Below are 15294 nucleotides of genomic sequence, written 5' to 3'. Positions count from 1 at the left end.
GGTCATGATGGCTGTTGCCGCACCGACAGCCTGCCGCCGGCGCGGGTCGAGAGCAGTGCCAGCAACAGCGCAGCCACCGCCAGGACCGTTGCCGTCTGAAAGGTAACCTGCATGCCGTGCGCGGCTGCCGCTGAGGTCAGCATGTCCTGGCTTTGCCGTTCTCCCGTCGAGGCAGCCGCAAAAATGGCGCCCATAAGCGATGCGCCGGTGATCAGGCCGAGATTGCGCGACAGATTGAGCAGGCCGGACACCACGCCGCGCTCGCCGGCAGCGACACCGCTCATGACGGCGGCATTGTTGGATGTCTGGAACAGGGCGTACCCGAAGCAGGTGACGGCGATCGGCACGATATAGCTGGCAATGCCGAGTTTTGTTGCGGCGAGCGACAAAAGCAAGGTGCCGTTGACCAGGCCGAATAGTCCGGCGATCATCATCCTGTTGGTACCGAAGCGATCGGTGAGGCGGCCGGCGATAAGTGCCGAGAGCGCTGAGACCAGCGGACCTGTCGACAGGACCACGCCGACCATCGCAGCATTGAGCCCCAGCCCTCGCGACAAATAGAACGGAGCGACCACCAGGGTCGCCATCATCACTGTGGCGACAACGAGGTTCGTGGCGAGGCTGGCGCTGAGCCGGATGTCGTACAACCGGGCAAGCCGGATCAAGGGATTCTTCGCCCTCTTCTGCGCGACGCCGAACAGAACGACGCCGATGCCGGCGGCAACCAGCAGGCCGGTGTTGAGGGCGCCGAAATGGCCGTGGCCGAGCGTCATGGCCAGTGCATAGGCGGCGAGCGTCAGGCCTAGCAAGACCGTCCCGATCGCGTCGAACCCGCCTTGAACGCCCGCAGCCTTGCCGCGGGCAGGCAGGGCCAGCCAGGCGAGGGCAAAGGTCAGGAGGCCGAGCGGCACATTGACGAGGAAGAGCGCCCGCCAGCCAAAGCCGGCGATCAGCAAGCCGCCGAGGGAGGGTCCGAGCGTCGTGCCGATCGCCGACATGGCGCCGAGCAGGCCCATGGCGCTGCCGGTTCTCTCCTTGGTCACGGTCTCCGCGACAAAGGCCAGCGTCAACGCCATCATCAGCGCGGCACCCAGCCCTTGCACGGCGCGCGCCGCAATCAGCAGCCAGAGCGTCGGCGCCAGGCCGCAGAGCACCGAGGCCAGTGTGAACAGCGCGATGCCGCCGAGCAGCAACGGCCGGCGGCCGACCATATCGGCCAGCCGGCCGGCGCTGACGATCAGGGCCGTGATGGCGAGCAGATAGGCGAGAACCACCCATTGCACGGACTGGAACGGCGCACCGAACGCCTGCATGAGGGAAGGCAGTCCGACGCTGGCAATGCTGGTTCCAAGCGAGGACAGCAGCGTGGCGAGCGACAGGCTGGCCAATGCCAAGACAGGAGAGTGGGCCAGGCCTGCGGACCGGGTGTTCTGCGGCGCCGATGCGCACTCGTTCTGCTCGGCAGTTGCCATGGCGATTTCCTCCTTGTCAGTCCCGCAACCGGACCTGTCGGAGATCTAGTCGTCAGGGTGGAATGGCGGAAGGCGCAGCATTTGCATCTTATTCGTGCACCAAACGCCATGGCATGTGCTACAATCCGCCAATGACATCGCCCGACCTCAATCTGCTGTTCGCTCTCGACGTCCTGCTGACCGAAGGTAGCGTGGCTCGCGCGGCAACCCGGCTGCGGCTCAGCCCTTCGGCGATGAGTCGCACCCTGGCGCGACTGCGCGAAGCGACCGGCGACCCGCTGCTGGTTCGGGCCGGTCGAGGCCTTGTGCCGACGCCGCGCGCGGAGGCATTGCGGCAGCAGACCGGCCGTGTCGTCCAGGAAGCAGAAACGTTGCTGCGCCCTGCCAGGCCTCTCGATCTCGCGAAGCTGAACCAGATCTTCACGCTGCGCACCAATGAAGGGTTCGTCGAGGAGTTCGGGCCGCGTCTTGTCGCTCGCATCCAGGCCGAGGCGCCGGGCGTGCGGCTGCGATTTGCGCCGAAAGCCGACAAGGATGTCGCCTCGTTGCGCGACGCAGCGATCGATCTGGAAATCGGCGTTGCCGGCGAGACCGGACCTGAAGTGCTGATACAGGCGCTGTTCCGTGACCGGTTCGTCGGCGCCGTAGGAGCCGGCCATCCCTTGAGCGAAGGCGCGGTGACGCCTGAACGCTACGCGGCCGGCCGCCACATCAGCGTTTCACGGCGGGGTCGGGAAAGAGGGCCGATCGATCAGACTTTGGCGCTGCTCGGCCTGCAGCGAACCGTGGCGTGCATGGTCTCCGGCTTTTCGGCTGCACTCGCCATGGCGCGCGCTTCGGACCTTATTGCCAGCGTGCCCGAACGGCACACGCAAGGCGCACGCGCCGGCATGGTCAGCTTTCTGCTGCCGGTCGCCACGGTGGAGGTCACCATCTCGATGCTCTGGCATCCACGGCTCGATGCCGATCCGGCGCAACGCTGGCTGCGAGATTGCGTTCGGAAGGTCTGCGCGGCCTCCCGCTGAGCGCTCAGCGCGCCATTGCCGCCTTGAGCACCCTGAAAATCCGCTCGTCTTGGCATTGGGCAACGTTGAAGCGCAGGAACCGGCTGGCGGTTCCCGACAGGCTGAATGCATTGCCGGGCGCCAGCACGATGTTGTCGGCCAATGCACGGCGAGCAATTTCAGCCGCATCCACGCCATCCGGCAGGCTGCACCACAGGAACAAGCCGGCCGGTTGGTCGATCCAGGGCGTGATGCCGATCGCCTTCAGGCGCGCGCCCGTCTCACCCATGGCGCGGGAAAGCCGCGCGCGCAGCAATTCCATGTGCTTGCGGTAGCTGCCGTCCCTAAGCAGCGTCAGCACCAGTTCGGCCGCCAGCCGGCCGCCGCCGAAGGTGGTGGCAATCTTGAGGTCGGTGAGTTGCTCGATCCAGTCGCGCGGTGCCGCGATGAAGCCGCAGCGAACCGATGCCGATAGCGTCTTGGAGAAGCTACCGATATGGACGACGCGGTTGAGGCCGTCGAACGCCGCCAGCCGGGGCGCGGGACTGTGCTCGAAATCGGCGAAGATGTCGTCCTCGACGATGGTCAGGTCCGACTGGTCGGCGAGCTTCAGCAGCCGGTGCGCGGTGACCGGCGACAGGATCGCGCCGGTCGGGTTGTGGATGGCGGAATTGGTGATGTAGAGGCGCGGCCTGTGCTCGGCGAGCGCCTGCGCGAACAGCTCGATATCAGGCCCCGATGGCGTGTAGGGCACGCTGACGACCTTGGCGCGGTGGGCGCGCAGCAGCGCGTGAAAATTGAAATAGCAGGGGTCGTCGACCAGCACGGTATCGCCCGGTTCGATCAGGAAGCGGCACAGAAGATCGATGGCCTGCGTGCCCGATTCGGTCAGCATGATCTGTTCGGGCGAGACCTCGATGCCGTGGCCAGCCATGCGCCGCGCGAGCAATTGCCTGAGCGGCGGCAGGCCGAGCGGCGTGCCGTAATCGGCTAGGTCGACATCGTCGGCGCGCGCCACGGTGCGCAGCGCCCGGCGCAAGGCCCCCTGCGGCATCCATGAGGCCGGCATCCAGCCGCAGCCGGGTTTCAGCATCTCGTCGCCGGCTTCCAGTGACTGGCGCGAAACCCAAAGCGGATCGACAGCGCGGTCGAGCCGCGGGCCTATCTCGGCCAGCGACAGTGGCGCCAGCGATCCGGCGGCATAAAAACCCGAACCCGGCCGTGAGCGTATCGCGCCTTCGGCAGCGAGCCGCTCATAGGCTTCGACCACGGTCGACTTGGACACCTGCATGGCCTTGGCAAAGGCGCGGATCGAAGGTAGCCGCGCGCCTGGCGTCAGGCTGCGCGCCGATATCCGCTGGCGGATGGTCGCCATGACAGTTTCCACAAGCGTGGTCGCGACAGGAGGGTGCGCATTGCCGGTTTCCAAAATGAGTTCGGTCATCTGTATTGCTCTGATAGCCATTACAGTTTTGCGGAATTGTACTGCATTGTCTCTGGCTGCACCATAGGCACTTGCCCGATAGAGGGCGAAAGCAATGGAGCCTGGAATGGACAAAACCGCGAGCGGCTGGATGAACGGATTCATCGGCGTGCTGATCTTCTCAGGCTCGCTGCCGGCAACGCGCGTGGCCGTGGCCGATTTCGATCCGATATTCCTGACCTCGGCCCGCGCCGCGATTGCCGGACTTCTCGGTCTCGCCATGCTGATGCTGTTTCGGCAGAAACGCCCGGAGCGCGGCGATTTTCTGTCGCTGGTGATCGTCGCCCTTGGCGTGGTTGTCGGCTTTCCCTTGCTCACCGCGCTGGCGCTGAAGCACGTCACCTCCGCCCATTCCATCATCTTCGTCGGCCTGCTGCCGCTGGCCACCGCGATCTTCGGCGTGCTGCGCGGTGGCGAGCGTCCGCGCCCGGCCTTCTGGCTGTTTTCCTGCATCGGCAGCGCGCTGGTCGCCGGTTTTGCCCTGATGCAAGGCGTGACGGCCTCACCTGTCGGCGACGGCCTGATGCTGGCCGCCATCATCGTCTGCGGCCTGGGCTATGCCGAGGGGGCGGCATTGTCGCGCAGGCTGGGCGGCTGGCAGGTGATCTGCTGGGCGCTGGCGATCTCGCTGCCGATCATGCTGGTTCTGACCTTTGCGACGCTGCCGTCGTCCTTCGCCGGCATCGGCTCTCACGCCTGGATGGGTCTCGCCTATGTCTCGCTGTTCAGCATGCTGATCGGCTTCGTGTTCTGGTATCGCGGCCTGGCCCAAGGCGGCATCGCTGCCGTCGGGCAGTTGCAGTTGCTGCAGCCCTTTTTCGGCCTGGCGCTGGCAGCGTCGCTGCTGCACGAGCAGGTCAGCCCGCTGATGGTGGTCGTGACGCTCGGCGTGGTGGCTTGCGTGTTCGGGGCGAAGAAATTTGCGCGCTAGGAGTTTGGTGGTGGAGGGCGACTCCGCCCTAGAACTTCGTCACCACCCCAATGCCAATCCCCTCGAACCCGCCCATTGCCACCAGCGCCGCAGGCGCCTCATCAAGGCTGATCTTGTTGCCGACCAGCAGTTCGGGCTTGAGCTTGCCGGTGCGGATCATCTCCATCATGGCGGGGTAGCGGTGGGCCTGCATGCCGTGGCTGCCGAGGATTTCCAGCTCGAAGGCGATCACCTTGTCCATCGGCACTTGCGGGCGGGCGTGTTCGCCCAGCATCAGGCCGACCTGCACATGGCGGCCGCGCCGGCGCAGATTGGCAATCGAGTTGAAGGATGTCGTGGGGTGGCCGAGCGCGTCCATCGACATATGCGCGCCGCCATTGGTGATTTGCTTGACCGCCTTGACCACGTTCGGCGTGGTCGCGGCGTTGATGGTCGCCACGGCGCCGATCTTTTTGGCGAAGTCCAGTTTCTCGTCGGTGAGGTCAATGGCGATGACATTGGCGCCCATGGAACTGGCGATCATGATCGCCGACAGGCCGACGCCGCCGCAGCCATGCACCGCCACCCATTCCCCCGGCGTCACCCGGCCCTGGTCGACAATGGCGCGAAACGAGGTGACGAAGCGGCAGCCGAGGCTGGCGGCGGTGGCGAACTCCATCTCCTCGGGCAGGCGTACGAGATTGGTGTCGGCATTCTCGATGGCGACATATTCGGCAAACGATCCCCAGGCGGTGAAACCCGGCTGCGTCTGGTGCTCGCAGACCTGATGATTGCCCGAATTGCATTCGAAACAGCGGCCGCAGCCGACGCAAAACGGCACGGTGACGCGTTCGCCGGCCTTCCAGCGGGTCACCTGCTTGCCGACGGCGACGACGATGCCGGCCAGTTCATGGCCCGGCACATGCGGCAGTGTGATGCCATCGTCATGGCCCATCCAGCCATGCCAGTCGCTGCGGCAGAGCCCGGTCGCCTCGACCTTGATGACGACGCCGTCGGCGGCCGGTTTAGGATCCGGCACGGTCTGGATTCTCGGCGCTTCGCCGAATTTTTCGAAGACGACGGCTTTCATCGGCAACTCTCCGTGCTCTGCTCCGGCATTGTGAGCCTATTCGGCATCTATCTGATTCTCCGGCGCTGCCTTCTGAAAGGCCGGCAGCGCCATGCAGGCGGCGTGGATGCGCGAGATCTCGGGGTAGGGTGTCAGGTCGACTCCGAAGCGGGCGTTGCTGGCGATCTGGGCGACCAGGCAGATGTCGGCGAGGCCCGGTGCGTCGCCATGGCAAAATGTGCCGGTCTCATCCGATGAAGCCAGAATCTTTTCAAGCGGCTGGAACCCTTCGTTCACCCAGTGGCGAAACCAGTGGATGACATCCTGGTCGCCGGCGCCGAACAAAGTGCGCAGCGAGGTCAGCACGCGCAGATTGTTCACCGGGTGGATGTCGCAGGCGATCATCTGCGCCAGCATTCGCACGCGCGCCCGGCCGAGCGCGTCCTTCGGCAGCAGCGGCGGTTCGGGGTGGGTCTCGTCGAGATATTCGATGATCGCCAGCGACTGCGTCAAAAGCGTGCCGTCGCCCAGGATCAGCGCCGGCACCAGCCCCTGCGGATTGACCGCCAGGTAAGCCGGCTCCAGATGGTCGCCATGACGCAGATGATGCGGCACGTAATCGTAGCCCAGCCCCTTCATCTCGAGCGCAATGCGGACGCGGTAGGAAGTGGAGGAGCGGTAGTAGTTGTGGAGGACGAGGTCGCTCATCGGATCACGGCTTGCCGGTGGAATTTTGGCCGATCGAATCTTGGCCGACAGTGATCTCGATGGTGCCGATGCCGTCGACACCGCCGGTCATCGTCTGTCCCGGCGCCACCGCGCCGACGCCGGCCGGCGTGCCGGTGAAGATCAGGTCGCCCGGTTGTAGTACAACCGCACTGCTGCAGATCGAAACGATATCGGCGATCGGCCAGATCAATTCGGCGAGGTCGCCCTCCTGTTTCACCGTGCCGTCGACGGCGAGCCAGATGCGGCCCTTTTGCGGGTGGCCGGATTTGGCGGCTGATACCAACGGGCCGCAGGGCGCCGAGCGGTCGAAGGCCTTCGACCAGTCCCAGGGCCGGGCTGCTTTCTTGGCCTCGTCCTGCAGGTCGCGGCGGGTGAGGTCGATACCGACGCCGTAGCCCCAGACATGGTCGAGCGCCTGCGCGCGAGGAATGCGGAAGCCGGCCTTGCCGATCGCCGCGACCAGCTCGATCTCGTGGTGCAGGTTCTTGGTCAAGGGCGGGTAGGGGATCGTGGTGCCGGAATCGACCACCGCATCGGCCGGCTTGGTGAAAAAGAACGGCGGGTCGCGCTCGTCATTGCCGAGTTCGCGGGCGTGGGCGGCGTAGTTGCGGCCGACGCAGAAGATGCGGCGCACCGCAAAACGCTCGGCCGAGCCGGCGACGGCGACCGATGGTGTTGCGGGCAGGGGAAGGACGAAGTCTGTCATGCGCGGGTCTCTGCTTGGGATCTTGACGGCACATTTGACCGATTTGAACCCCCGGGCAAGGCATCAGCGTCCGCAAAAGCACGAGCTGCGCCTTGATTGTCGGATAAAGTCGGCTTCGCCTCCGGGGGTTAAGATGGCGATAGACTATTTGCCAATAAGCTGGCCATACCAGCGGGAGTATCGTGCCCACGGAGAACTGAAACGAACACCATGACCGCAATCAACGATCGCGCCCGGTTTCTGATCATCGACGACCATCCGCTGTTTCGCGAGGCGCTGCACAGCGCCGTGCAGATGGCGTACCCGGAAGTCGACACGGTGGAGGCGCGCTCGATTGCCGAAGCGCTCGATCTCCTGGGTGGGATAAAACCGTTCGATCTGGCGCTGCTCGATCTCAACATGCCCGATGTGCATGGCTTTGACGGGTTGCTGCAGCTGAGGACCCGCCATCCGCGGCTGCCGGTGGTCGTCGTCTCGGGCTATGAGGAGCCGAAGATCATCTCCGAGGCGCTTTCCTATGGTGCAGCCGGCTTCATCCCGAAATCGGCGCGCAAGAGCGATCTCGCCGCCGCCATCCGCTCGGTGATGGAGGGCGCGATCTATGTGCCGGAGACATATGAGGGACAGCCGCCCGACGCCGACAGCGCCGACCGCGCCGACATGGTGCAGCGGCTGGCCAAACTGACGCCGCAGCAGCTGCGCGTGCTGCAGATGCTGCGCCAAGGCCTGCTCAACAAGCAGATCGCCTACGAGCTGCAGGTCGGCGAGACCACGGTCAAGGCGCATGTCTCGGAGATCCTGCGCAAGCTCAACGTCTACAGCCGCACGCAAGCGGTGATCGAGGTGTCGAAGCTCGACAATGCGGAGCTGTTTCGCGATCAGGCCGGGTTTTGATCTTTACCCTCCCCCTTGTTGGGAGGGTCGATCCGCGAAGCGGAGCGGGGTGGGGGACCTTGGCGCTGCACCCCGCCCCGGCGTTGCGCGCCGACCCTCCCCATCAAGGGGAGGGTATGGGGCTCAAGCCAGCAGATGCGCCAGCAGCGCCCTTAGCTGCGCCGGTTTCAGCGGCTTGCGCATCAGTTCGATGCCGGCGGCGCGGGCGGCTTTGGCGACGGCCTCCGATCCGTCGGCGGTGACGATCAGCGCCGGCACGGCGCGGCCGAGATAATCGCGCACTTCGGCTATTGTTGCGGTGCCGAGGTCGCCGTCGTCGAGATGCTGGTCGGCAATGACGATGTCGGGCACCCAGTCGGTGTCGCCGAGCAGGCTGAGCGCATCCTCGGTCGAGGTCGCGGCACGCACCAGGCACTGCCAGCGCTCGAGCAGGAAGGTCATCGCCTGCAACACATCGGCGTCGTTTTCGACCAGCAGCACCTTGGTGCCGAACAGGCCGTAGCCGCGCGGCCGCTCCATCTCGGCAAGGCTGGCGATGGCGTCGGCGCTGGCGCCGATGCCGACCGGCACATCGATGTGGAAGATGGTGCCGCGCCCGACTTTCGACGAAAACGTCACGGGGTGGCCGAGCGCGGCGGCCATGCGCCGCACGATGGCAAGGCCCAGCCCCAGCCCGCCGCCGGAAATTCCGGTATCGGCCGGAATGGCGGAGCCGCGATGGAATTCCTCGAACACCGCCTCGCGCTGGTCGTCGGGAATGCCGCAGCCGGTGTCGGCGACATCGATGCGGATGGTGTCGCCGCGATGCCTGGTGCCGACCAGCACGCCGCCCGAGCGGGTATAGCGCAGCGCATTGGACAGGATGTTCTGCAGGATGCGGCGCAAAAGCGTGCGGTCCGAACGCACCACGGCGCTGACCGGGCGGAATTTAAGTGTCAGCCCCTTCAGCTTGGCAACCGGCTTGAAATCCGAGCGCAGCGACGAAAACAACGTCTCCAGATTGACGTCGCCAATGTCGGGCTGGACCACGCCGGCGTCGAGCTTGGAAATGTCGAGCAGCGTGCGCAACAGGTCTTCCATCGTCTCCAGCGAGCGCTCGACCTGACGGACGAGTTTCTTGCCCTCGTCGCTGGTCTGCACTTCGGCCAGTGCCGAGACCGAGAGGTGGGCGGCGTTCAGCGGCTGCAGCACGTCATGGCTGGCGGCGGCCAGGAACCTGGTCTTGGACAGGTTCGCCAGCTCGGCGTTTTCCTTGGCGGCGCTGAGGTCGATGTTCGACTGTTCCAGCCGGCGCAAGGTCGAGTGCAGTTCCTCGGTGCGCATGCGCACCCGGTTTTCCAGTGAAATTGCAGTCTGGAACAGCGAGAAGGCATTGCCCTGCTGGTCCATCGAGCGCTCGACGCGGCTGACCAGAGCGGCGTTGATCTTCTTCAGCCTGTCGACGTCGTCGATGTCCCTGAGCGGCATGGGCTATTCCGCCGCCTGGCATTCGCCGAAGGCGATGCCGGTGAAAGTCTGGTTGAGGTGCATCGAACGATACTGTTCGCCATAGGTGCCGAAGCCGATGACATTGTTGACCCGGTAAAGCTCCGAAATGTCGCGGAACACCTGGCGGTTGCGGGCGTCGAGCCGGCGCAGCACGCAATCGAAGCCGAGGATCATGTCGATGCCGCCGAGCCGCTCCTCGACGTCGCGCAGTGCGGCGCGCGTCGATTCCACCATGTCCTTGGGCTGGGCGATGGACAGCACGACGCCGTCGTCGATGGCGCAGAAGAACGACAGCGAGCCGTCGGGATGCATCTTCTGGATCGAGCGGCAGTAGTATTCGCCGCCCACCTTCACCACAACGGGGTGAGAGGCGAAGCTCAGCGGCGTCAGGTTCTGCGCAACGATGCCGACCGAGGCTGCATATTCCTCGGCCGCATTGGTGGCGTTGAACTCGCGCACGGTGCGGTGGTCCGGGTCGGATGCCGTCACCACCAGCTTTTCGTCGGTGGGGATGAAATTGTCGGTCTTGAAGACGTGGAAGGGAATTTCGGTAGCAATCAACACGATGATGGCGCTGTCTGACGCCACCTTGCCGTTCGAAATCAGACTGGTGGTTTCGAATTTGAGGTCGTCGCCCGCCGAACCGCCGAGCAGCGGGATGTCGTCCAGCCCCCAATGGATGGCCGAGGTCACCGCTTCCTCGGCAAAGGACAGGCCGTCGATGAAGCAGAGCGCGAAGGTGCTTTTGGTATGGCAACAGCCGAGGCGCCCGCGCAGTAGGCGCCGCAGGGCCTCGACTTCATCAGTGATCCTGTCCATGCCCGACGAGGAGAGATTGTCGACCATGGTGCTGACCGCCGAAAACGACGCGGAGGGAAAGAGCAGCGCCAGCACATGGCCTTCCTCCAGGCCCTGGGGGGTAATCTCGCCGGCGGTCGAGCAGGCGGCGTAGGCCAGCGTCGGCGCGTGGGTCTTCAGCCCTTGCGAAAGGACGCTCGCGTCAAACAGGCTCTGGGAGAAGAACAGCAGGGCAAAGCCGGCATCGATGGCTGCGGCCTCGACGGCGACCGCCAGGGCGAATGCATCGGCGTCGGGCTCGTCGGTGGTGAGCGCCGACAGACCGGATGCATAGCTCGTCCGTGAACTGGCCAGAGGCTTCCTCCCGATATCCTCCGACGCTTCCTGCGCGCGCCCGTTTTATGTCTCTCGGCGCGCTGGCGTCGAGGGCATTGTTGCCCCCTATTCGCTCTTTGGCAATGGGGCGGACAGGCCCATGATTTTCGTTTTCTCCATGACCGAAAGTACAATGAGCGCCGTGTGTTTTTTGCGCTTTGTGCAGTGTACCAATAGCGCATGGCCGAGCGCCAAAGCCGCATCGGCAGCATGACTACCAAGGTCATACCCAGGGAGGATGCATGTCGGACGTTTCGTTTGTCGTGAACGGAAAACGGATCAGCGGCGCTGCCGAGGACCGAACGCTTCTGGTTCATTTCCTGCGCGAAAATCTTGGTCTCACCGGAACGCATGTCGGTTGTGACACCTCTCAATGCGGCGCCTGCGTCGTGCATGTCGACGGCAAGGCGGTGAAGTCCTGTTCGATGCTGGCCGTGCAGGCCTCCGGGTCGACCGTGGTGACGATCGAAGGGCTTGCCAATGGCGGCGACCTGCATCCGATGCAGGCCGCGTTCAAGGAACATCATGGGCTGCAATGTGGCTTCTGCACGCCGGGCATGATCATGACCGCGACCGACATGGTCGCGCGCCATCCCGAAGGCCTCGATGAGGCGACGGTGCGCGCCGAGCTCGAAGGCAACATCTGCCGCTGCACCGGCTACCACAACATCGTCAAGGCGATCCTCGCCGCATCGCAGACTATGGCGAAGGTGCCGAAGGGCAGGGCGAAACAGGCAGCGTAAGAAAGAAGCGAGTAGCGAATAGGGAGTAGCGAGTAGTCGGTTTAGCCGAACCGCTCCGAGCACAATTCCCTACTCACTAATCACTATTCGCCACTCACTATTCGCTATTCCGGAGGAATTCCTATGGGCATTGAAGGCATCGGCGCTCGGGTCGTGCGCAAGGAAGACAAACGCTTCATCACCGGCGCCGGCCGCTATGTCGACGACATGGTGGTTTCCGGCATGAAGCATGCCGCTTTCGTGCGCAGCCCGCACGCGCATGCTCAGATCAAGAAGATCGACGTCAGACGAGCGCAGGCGATGCCCGGCGTCATCGGCGTCTTGACCGGCAAGGAGCTCAAGGCCGACGGCATCGGCAACCTGATCTGCGGCTGGATGATCCATTCCAAGGACGGCTCGCCGATGAAGATGGGCGCGTGGTCGCCGCTGGCCGTCGACAAGGTGCGCTATGTCGGCGACGCGGTCGTCATCGTGGTGGCGGAAACCAAGGGCCAGGCCCGCGACGCGGCCGAAGCGGTCGAGATCACCTACAAGGAATTGAAGGCGGTGGTCGATGCCACTAAGGCGCTGCAAAAAGGTGCGCCGCAGGTCCATGCCGAAGCCGAGGACAATCTTATCTTCGACTGGGAGATCGGCGATGCCAAGGCGACCGACGCGGCGATCCAGGCGGCGGCCCATGTCACCCGCATGAAGATCGTCAACAACCGGCTGGTTCCCAACGCCATGGAGCCGCGCGCTGCGCTTGGCCATTACGACAAGGCCGAGGACCATTTTACCTGCTGGACGACGTCGCAGAACCCGCATGTCGCGCGGCTAGTGATGAGCGCCTTCTACAATGTCGCGCCGGAAAACAAGCTGCGCGTCATTGCGCCCGATGTCGGCGGCGGCTTCGGCTCGAAGATCTACATCTATCCCGAAGAGATCGTCTGCCTGTGGGCGTCGAAGAAGACCGGCGTGCCGGTCAAATGGGTTGCCGACCGTACCGAAAGCTTTCTCACCGACGCACATGGCCGCGACCATGTCTCGACGGTCGAAATGGCGTTCGACAAGAACAACAAGATCACCGGCTTCAAAGTCGACACCATCGCCAATCTCGGCGCCTACATGTCGCTGTTCTCGTCTTGCGTGCCGACCTATCTCTACGCGACGCTGCTGTCGGGCCAGTACAACATCCCGACGATCCACGCCAATGTGCGCACCGTCTACACCAACACGGCACCCGTCGATGCCTATCGTGGGGCAGGGCGGCCGGAAGCGACCTATTTGCTCGAACGCACAATGGAGACCGCCGCACGCGAACTCGGCGTGTCTCCGGCGGAGCTTCGGCGCGCCAATTTCATCACCGAGTTTCCGCATCAGACGCCGGTCATCATGAACTATGACGCCGGCGACTATGGAGCTTCACTCGATGCGGCGACACAGGCGTCCGACTATGCCGGCTTCGCCAAGCGCAAAGCGGCGGCCGCCAGCCAGGGCAGGCTGCGCGGCATCGGCATGAGCTGCTATATCGAGGCCTGCGGCATCGCGCCGTCGGCGGCGGTCGGTTCGCTCGGCGCCGGCGTCGGTCTGTGGGAATCGGCCGAGGTGCGGGTCAATGCCGTCGGCACGATCGAGGTGCTGACCGGCTCGCACAGCCACGGCCAGGGCCATGAGACGACCTTCGCGCAACTGGTCACCCAGCGCTTCGGCGTGCCGCTCGACTCGGTGTCGATCGTCCATGGAGATACCGACAAGGTGCAGATGGGTATGGGCACCTACGGCTCGCGCTCGGGCGCGGTCGGCATGTCGGCAATTGCCAAGGCGCTCGACAAGGTCGAGGCCAAGGCCAAGAAAATCGCCGCCCATCTGCTCGAGGCCGACGAGGGCGACATCGTCATCGAGAATGGCGAGGTCAAGGTTGCCGGCACCGACAAGAGCCTGCCCTGGTTCCAGGTGGCGCTTGCCGCCTACACCGCTCACAATCTGCCGGCAGGCATGGAGCCGGGACTGAAGGAAACAGCCTTCTACGATCCGGCGAACTTCACTTTCCCGGCGGGCTGCTACATCTGCGAGGTCGAGATCGATCCGGAAACCGGCACGACCGAGATCGTCCAGTTCGTCGCGGCGGACGATTTCGGCAACATCATCAACCCGATGATCGTCGAGGGTCAGGTGCATGGCGGCATCGCCCAGGGTATCGGCCAGGCGCTGCTGGAAGGCGCGCACTATGACGATAGCGGGCAGCTGCTGACGGCGAGCTACATGGACTACACCATGCCGCGCGCGGACGACCTGCCGTCATTCAAGGTGTCGACCTCGAACACGCCGTGTCCGAGCAATCCGCTTGGCATCAAGGGCTGTGGCGAGGCCGGCGCCATCGGCTCGCCGCCGGCGGTCATCAACGCCATCACCGACGCTTTGGGGATTGTGGACATCGCCATGCCGGCCTCGCCGTCGACGGTGTGGGCGGCGATTAGGGCGAAGAAATGAGTGAGTAGGGAGTAGTGAGTAGGGAATGGGCATTACCGGAGATGACAGCGTCCCTATTCCCTATTCCCTACTCACTACTGCCTAACCACTTCAGGGGAGGATCCCATGTACGCAGTCAACTACCACCGCGCCGCCTCGGTCGCCGACGCCGCCAAGCTGGTGAAGAGCGGCGACGCCAGGCTTTTGTCGGGCGGCATGACGCTGATCCCGGCGATGAAGACGCGGCTCGCCGCACCCTCCGACCTGGTCGACCTGTCGCGGATCAAGGAGCTGCAAGGCGTCAAGGTGTCGGGCAAGACCATCACCATCGGCGCCGCCACAACCCACTACGACGTCGCCAATGACGAGAAGCTGCGGAAGGCCTGTCCGGCGCTTGCGCACCTTGCGTCGCTGATCGGCGACCCGGCGGTGCGCCACAAGGGCACGATCGGCGGCTCGGTCGCCAACAACGATCCCGCCGCCGATTATCCGGCGGCGCTCTTGGCGCTGGGCGCCACCATCGTCACCAACAAGCGCGAGATTTCAGCCGCGAAATTCTTCACCGGCCTGTTCGAAACGGCGCTGAAGGAGGGCGAGATCATCACCGCGGTGAGTTTTACCGCGCCGGCCAAGGCTGCTTACGAAAAATTCCGCAACCCGGCCTCGCGCTATGCGATCGTCGGCGTGTTCGTGGCCAAGGGCAAAGACGGGGTCAGCGTTGCCGTTACCGGCGCCGGAGATGACGGTGTGTTCCGCTCGAAGGAGATCGAAGCCGCACTGGCGAAGAATTTTGCCACATCGGCGCTCGACGGCGTGAAAGTGCCGGCGAAGAATTTGATGACCGACCTCCACGCTTCGGCCGAATACCGCGCCAATTTGATCGCCGTGATGGCCAAGCGCGCGGTGAACGCCGCCAACGCTTGACATCATAAAGCTACTGACAAGGAAAGGGGCCATCGCGGCCCCTTTGTTCGTCTGCGGCGGGCTGTAACTGCCCAGTCCTTGCGGGTTCGCTGCCACGCGCAAATCCGTTGTTTAGGTAATTCCCGTGCAAGAACAGGCGCATACTTCCCAAGGGACTGCCCAGCCCCATTCTCGCACTTGCACAATCTGATATTGCACTGCAATATGTATAGCTAGGCGGAACACGGGGTGGATTCTGCGCGCGGCGGTGT

The 15294-nt window shown here is 64.3% G+C and carries 13 protein-coding genes; 6 read left to right on the top strand and 7 right to left on the bottom strand.

Going from position 1 to position 15294, the window contains the following annotated elements; genetic code table 11:
• Positions 1–2 precede the first annotated feature (2 nt).
• A complete protein-coding gene (locus NKI15_RS04055) occupies positions 3–1472 on the bottom strand; it encodes an MFS transporter (RefSeq protein ID WP_023706044.1) in 1470 nt (489 codons plus the stop codon).
• 131 nt (positions 1473–1603) lie between these two features.
• Here NKI15_RS04055 and NKI15_RS04050 point away from each other — a divergent pair, with 131 nt between their 5' ends.
• On the top strand, positions 1604–2497 hold the full coding sequence (locus tag NKI15_RS04050; RefSeq protein ID WP_023691058.1) for a LysR family transcriptional regulator: 894 nt from the start codon (positions 1604–1606) through the stop codon (positions 2495–2497).
• A 4-nt stretch (positions 2498–2501) separates the two neighbouring features.
• On the opposite strand, the gene NKI15_RS04045 is transcribed toward NKI15_RS04050, so the two are convergent.
• Positions 2502–3920: an aminotransferase-like domain-containing protein gene (locus NKI15_RS04045; RefSeq protein WP_023739060.1), complete on the bottom strand. Its 1419-nt coding sequence runs from the start codon at positions 3918–3920 to the stop codon at positions 2502–2504.
• Positions 3921–4026: 106 nt separating this feature from the next.
• Here NKI15_RS04045 and NKI15_RS04040 point away from each other — a divergent pair, with 106 nt between their 5' ends.
• Positions 4027–4890 (top strand): DMT family transporter, encoded by an 864-nt coding sequence (locus NKI15_RS04040; protein ID WP_023706042.1) that lies wholly within the window; start codon positions 4027–4029, stop codon positions 4888–4890.
• Positions 4891–4918: 28 nt separating this feature from the next.
• Here the strand turns inward: NKI15_RS04040 and NKI15_RS04035 are convergent, their stop codons facing one another.
• Genes NKI15_RS04035 through NKI15_RS04025 form a run of 3 tightly spaced genes read right to left on the bottom strand, consistent with a single transcriptional unit; the run spans position 4919 to position 7373 of the window.
• Positions 4919–5959 (bottom strand): zinc-dependent alcohol dehydrogenase family protein, encoded by a 1041-nt coding sequence (locus NKI15_RS04035; protein WP_352885786.1) that lies wholly within the window; start codon positions 5957–5959, stop codon positions 4919–4921.
• Between the two features lie 36 nt (positions 5960–5995).
• Positions 5996–6646, bottom strand: a complete 651-nt coding sequence (gene maiA, locus NKI15_RS04030) for a maleylacetoacetate isomerase (protein ID WP_023746798.1) — start codon at positions 6644–6646, stop codon at positions 5996–5998.
• 4 nt (positions 6647–6650) lie between these two features.
• Positions 6651–7373: a fumarylacetoacetate hydrolase family protein gene (locus NKI15_RS04025; RefSeq protein WP_023746797.1), complete on the bottom strand. Its 723-nt coding sequence runs from the start codon at positions 7371–7373 to the stop codon at positions 6651–6653.
• Positions 7374–7583: 210 nt separating this feature from the next.
• Here NKI15_RS04025 and NKI15_RS04020 point away from each other — a divergent pair, with 210 nt between their 5' ends.
• On the top strand, positions 7584–8267 hold the full coding sequence (locus NKI15_RS04020; RefSeq protein WP_023672627.1) for a response regulator: 684 nt from the start codon (positions 7584–7586) through the stop codon (positions 8265–8267).
• Positions 8268–8390: 123 nt separating this feature from the next.
• Here NKI15_RS04020 and NKI15_RS04015 read toward each other — a convergent pair whose 3' ends face one another.
• On the bottom strand, positions 8391–9734 hold the full coding sequence (locus NKI15_RS04015; RefSeq protein ID WP_023672626.1) for a hybrid sensor histidine kinase/response regulator: 1344 nt from the start codon (positions 9732–9734) through the stop codon (positions 8391–8393).
• Between the two features lie 3 nt (positions 9735–9737).
• Positions 9738–10829: an FIST signal transduction protein gene (locus tag NKI15_RS04010; RefSeq protein ID WP_245271815.1), complete on the bottom strand. Its 1092-nt coding sequence runs from the start codon at positions 10827–10829 to the stop codon at positions 9738–9740.
• A gap of 341 nt (positions 10830–11170) precedes the next feature.
• Between NKI15_RS04010 and NKI15_RS04005 the strand changes: the two genes are divergently transcribed.
• From NKI15_RS04005 to NKI15_RS03995, 3 genes are all read left to right on the top strand, one after another.
• Complete coding sequence (locus tag NKI15_RS04005; RefSeq protein ID WP_023706035.1) at positions 11171–11671, top strand: (2Fe-2S)-binding protein; 501 nt, start codon at positions 11171–11173, stop codon at positions 11669–11671.
• A 123-nt stretch (positions 11672–11794) separates the two neighbouring features.
• The gene (locus tag NKI15_RS04000; RefSeq protein WP_023707866.1) at positions 11795–14140 is read left to right on the top strand and encodes a xanthine dehydrogenase family protein molybdopterin-binding subunit; all 2346 of its coding nucleotides are present in this window, start codon (positions 11795–11797) and stop codon (positions 14138–14140) included.
• Positions 14141–14245: 105 nt separating this feature from the next.
• The gene (locus NKI15_RS03995) at positions 14246–15043 is read left to right on the top strand and encodes an FAD binding domain-containing protein (RefSeq protein WP_352514114.1); all 798 of its coding nucleotides are present in this window, start codon (positions 14246–14248) and stop codon (positions 15041–15043) included.
• Positions 15044–15294: the final 251 nt, after the last annotated feature.

The organism is Mesorhizobium sp. M0862 (assembly GCF_040319795.1).
Lineage (GTDB): Bacteria > Pseudomonadota > Alphaproteobacteria > Rhizobiales > Rhizobiaceae > Mesorhizobium.
This window is presented reverse-complemented; position numbering and strand designations above follow the sequence as displayed.

Coding starts and splice junctions, on each gene's coding strand:
- NKI15_RS04055 (WP_023706044.1), bottom strand. CDS start 1,472: ATGGCAACTGCCGAGCAGAACGAGTGCGCATCGGCGCCGCAGAACACC.
- NKI15_RS04050 (WP_023691058.1), top strand. CDS start 1,604: ATGACATCGCCCGACCTCAATCTGCTGTTCGCTCTCGACGTCCTGCTG.
- NKI15_RS04045 (WP_023739060.1), bottom strand. CDS start 3,920: ATGACCGAACTCATTTTGGAAACCGGCAATGCGCACCCTCCTGTCGCG.
- NKI15_RS04040 (WP_023706042.1), top strand. CDS start 4,027: ATGGACAAAACCGCGAGCGGCTGGATGAACGGATTCATCGGCGTGCTG.
- NKI15_RS04035 (WP_352885786.1), bottom strand. CDS start 5,959: ATGAAAGCCGTCGTCTTCGAAAAATTCGGCGAAGCGCCGAGAATCCAG.
- maiA (WP_023746798.1), bottom strand. CDS start 6,646: ATGAGCGACCTCGTCCTCCACAACTACTACCGCTCCTCCACTTCCTAC.
- NKI15_RS04025 (WP_023746797.1), bottom strand. CDS start 7,373: ATGACAGACTTCGTCCTTCCCCTGCCCGCAACACCATCGGTCGCCGTC.
- NKI15_RS04020 (WP_023672627.1), top strand. CDS start 7,584: ATGACCGCAATCAACGATCGCGCCCGGTTTCTGATCATCGACGACCAT.
- NKI15_RS04015 (WP_023672626.1), bottom strand. CDS start 9,734: ATGCCGCTCAGGGACATCGACGACGTCGACAGGCTGAAGAAGATCAAC.
- NKI15_RS04005 (WP_023706035.1), top strand. CDS start 11,171: ATGTCGGACGTTTCGTTTGTCGTGAACGGAAAACGGATCAGCGGCGCT.
- NKI15_RS04000 (WP_023707866.1), top strand. CDS start 11,795: ATGGGCATTGAAGGCATCGGCGCTCGGGTCGTGCGCAAGGAAGACAAA.
- NKI15_RS03995 (WP_352514114.1), top strand. CDS start 14,246: ATGTACGCAGTCAACTACCACCGCGCCGCCTCGGTCGCCGACGCCGCC.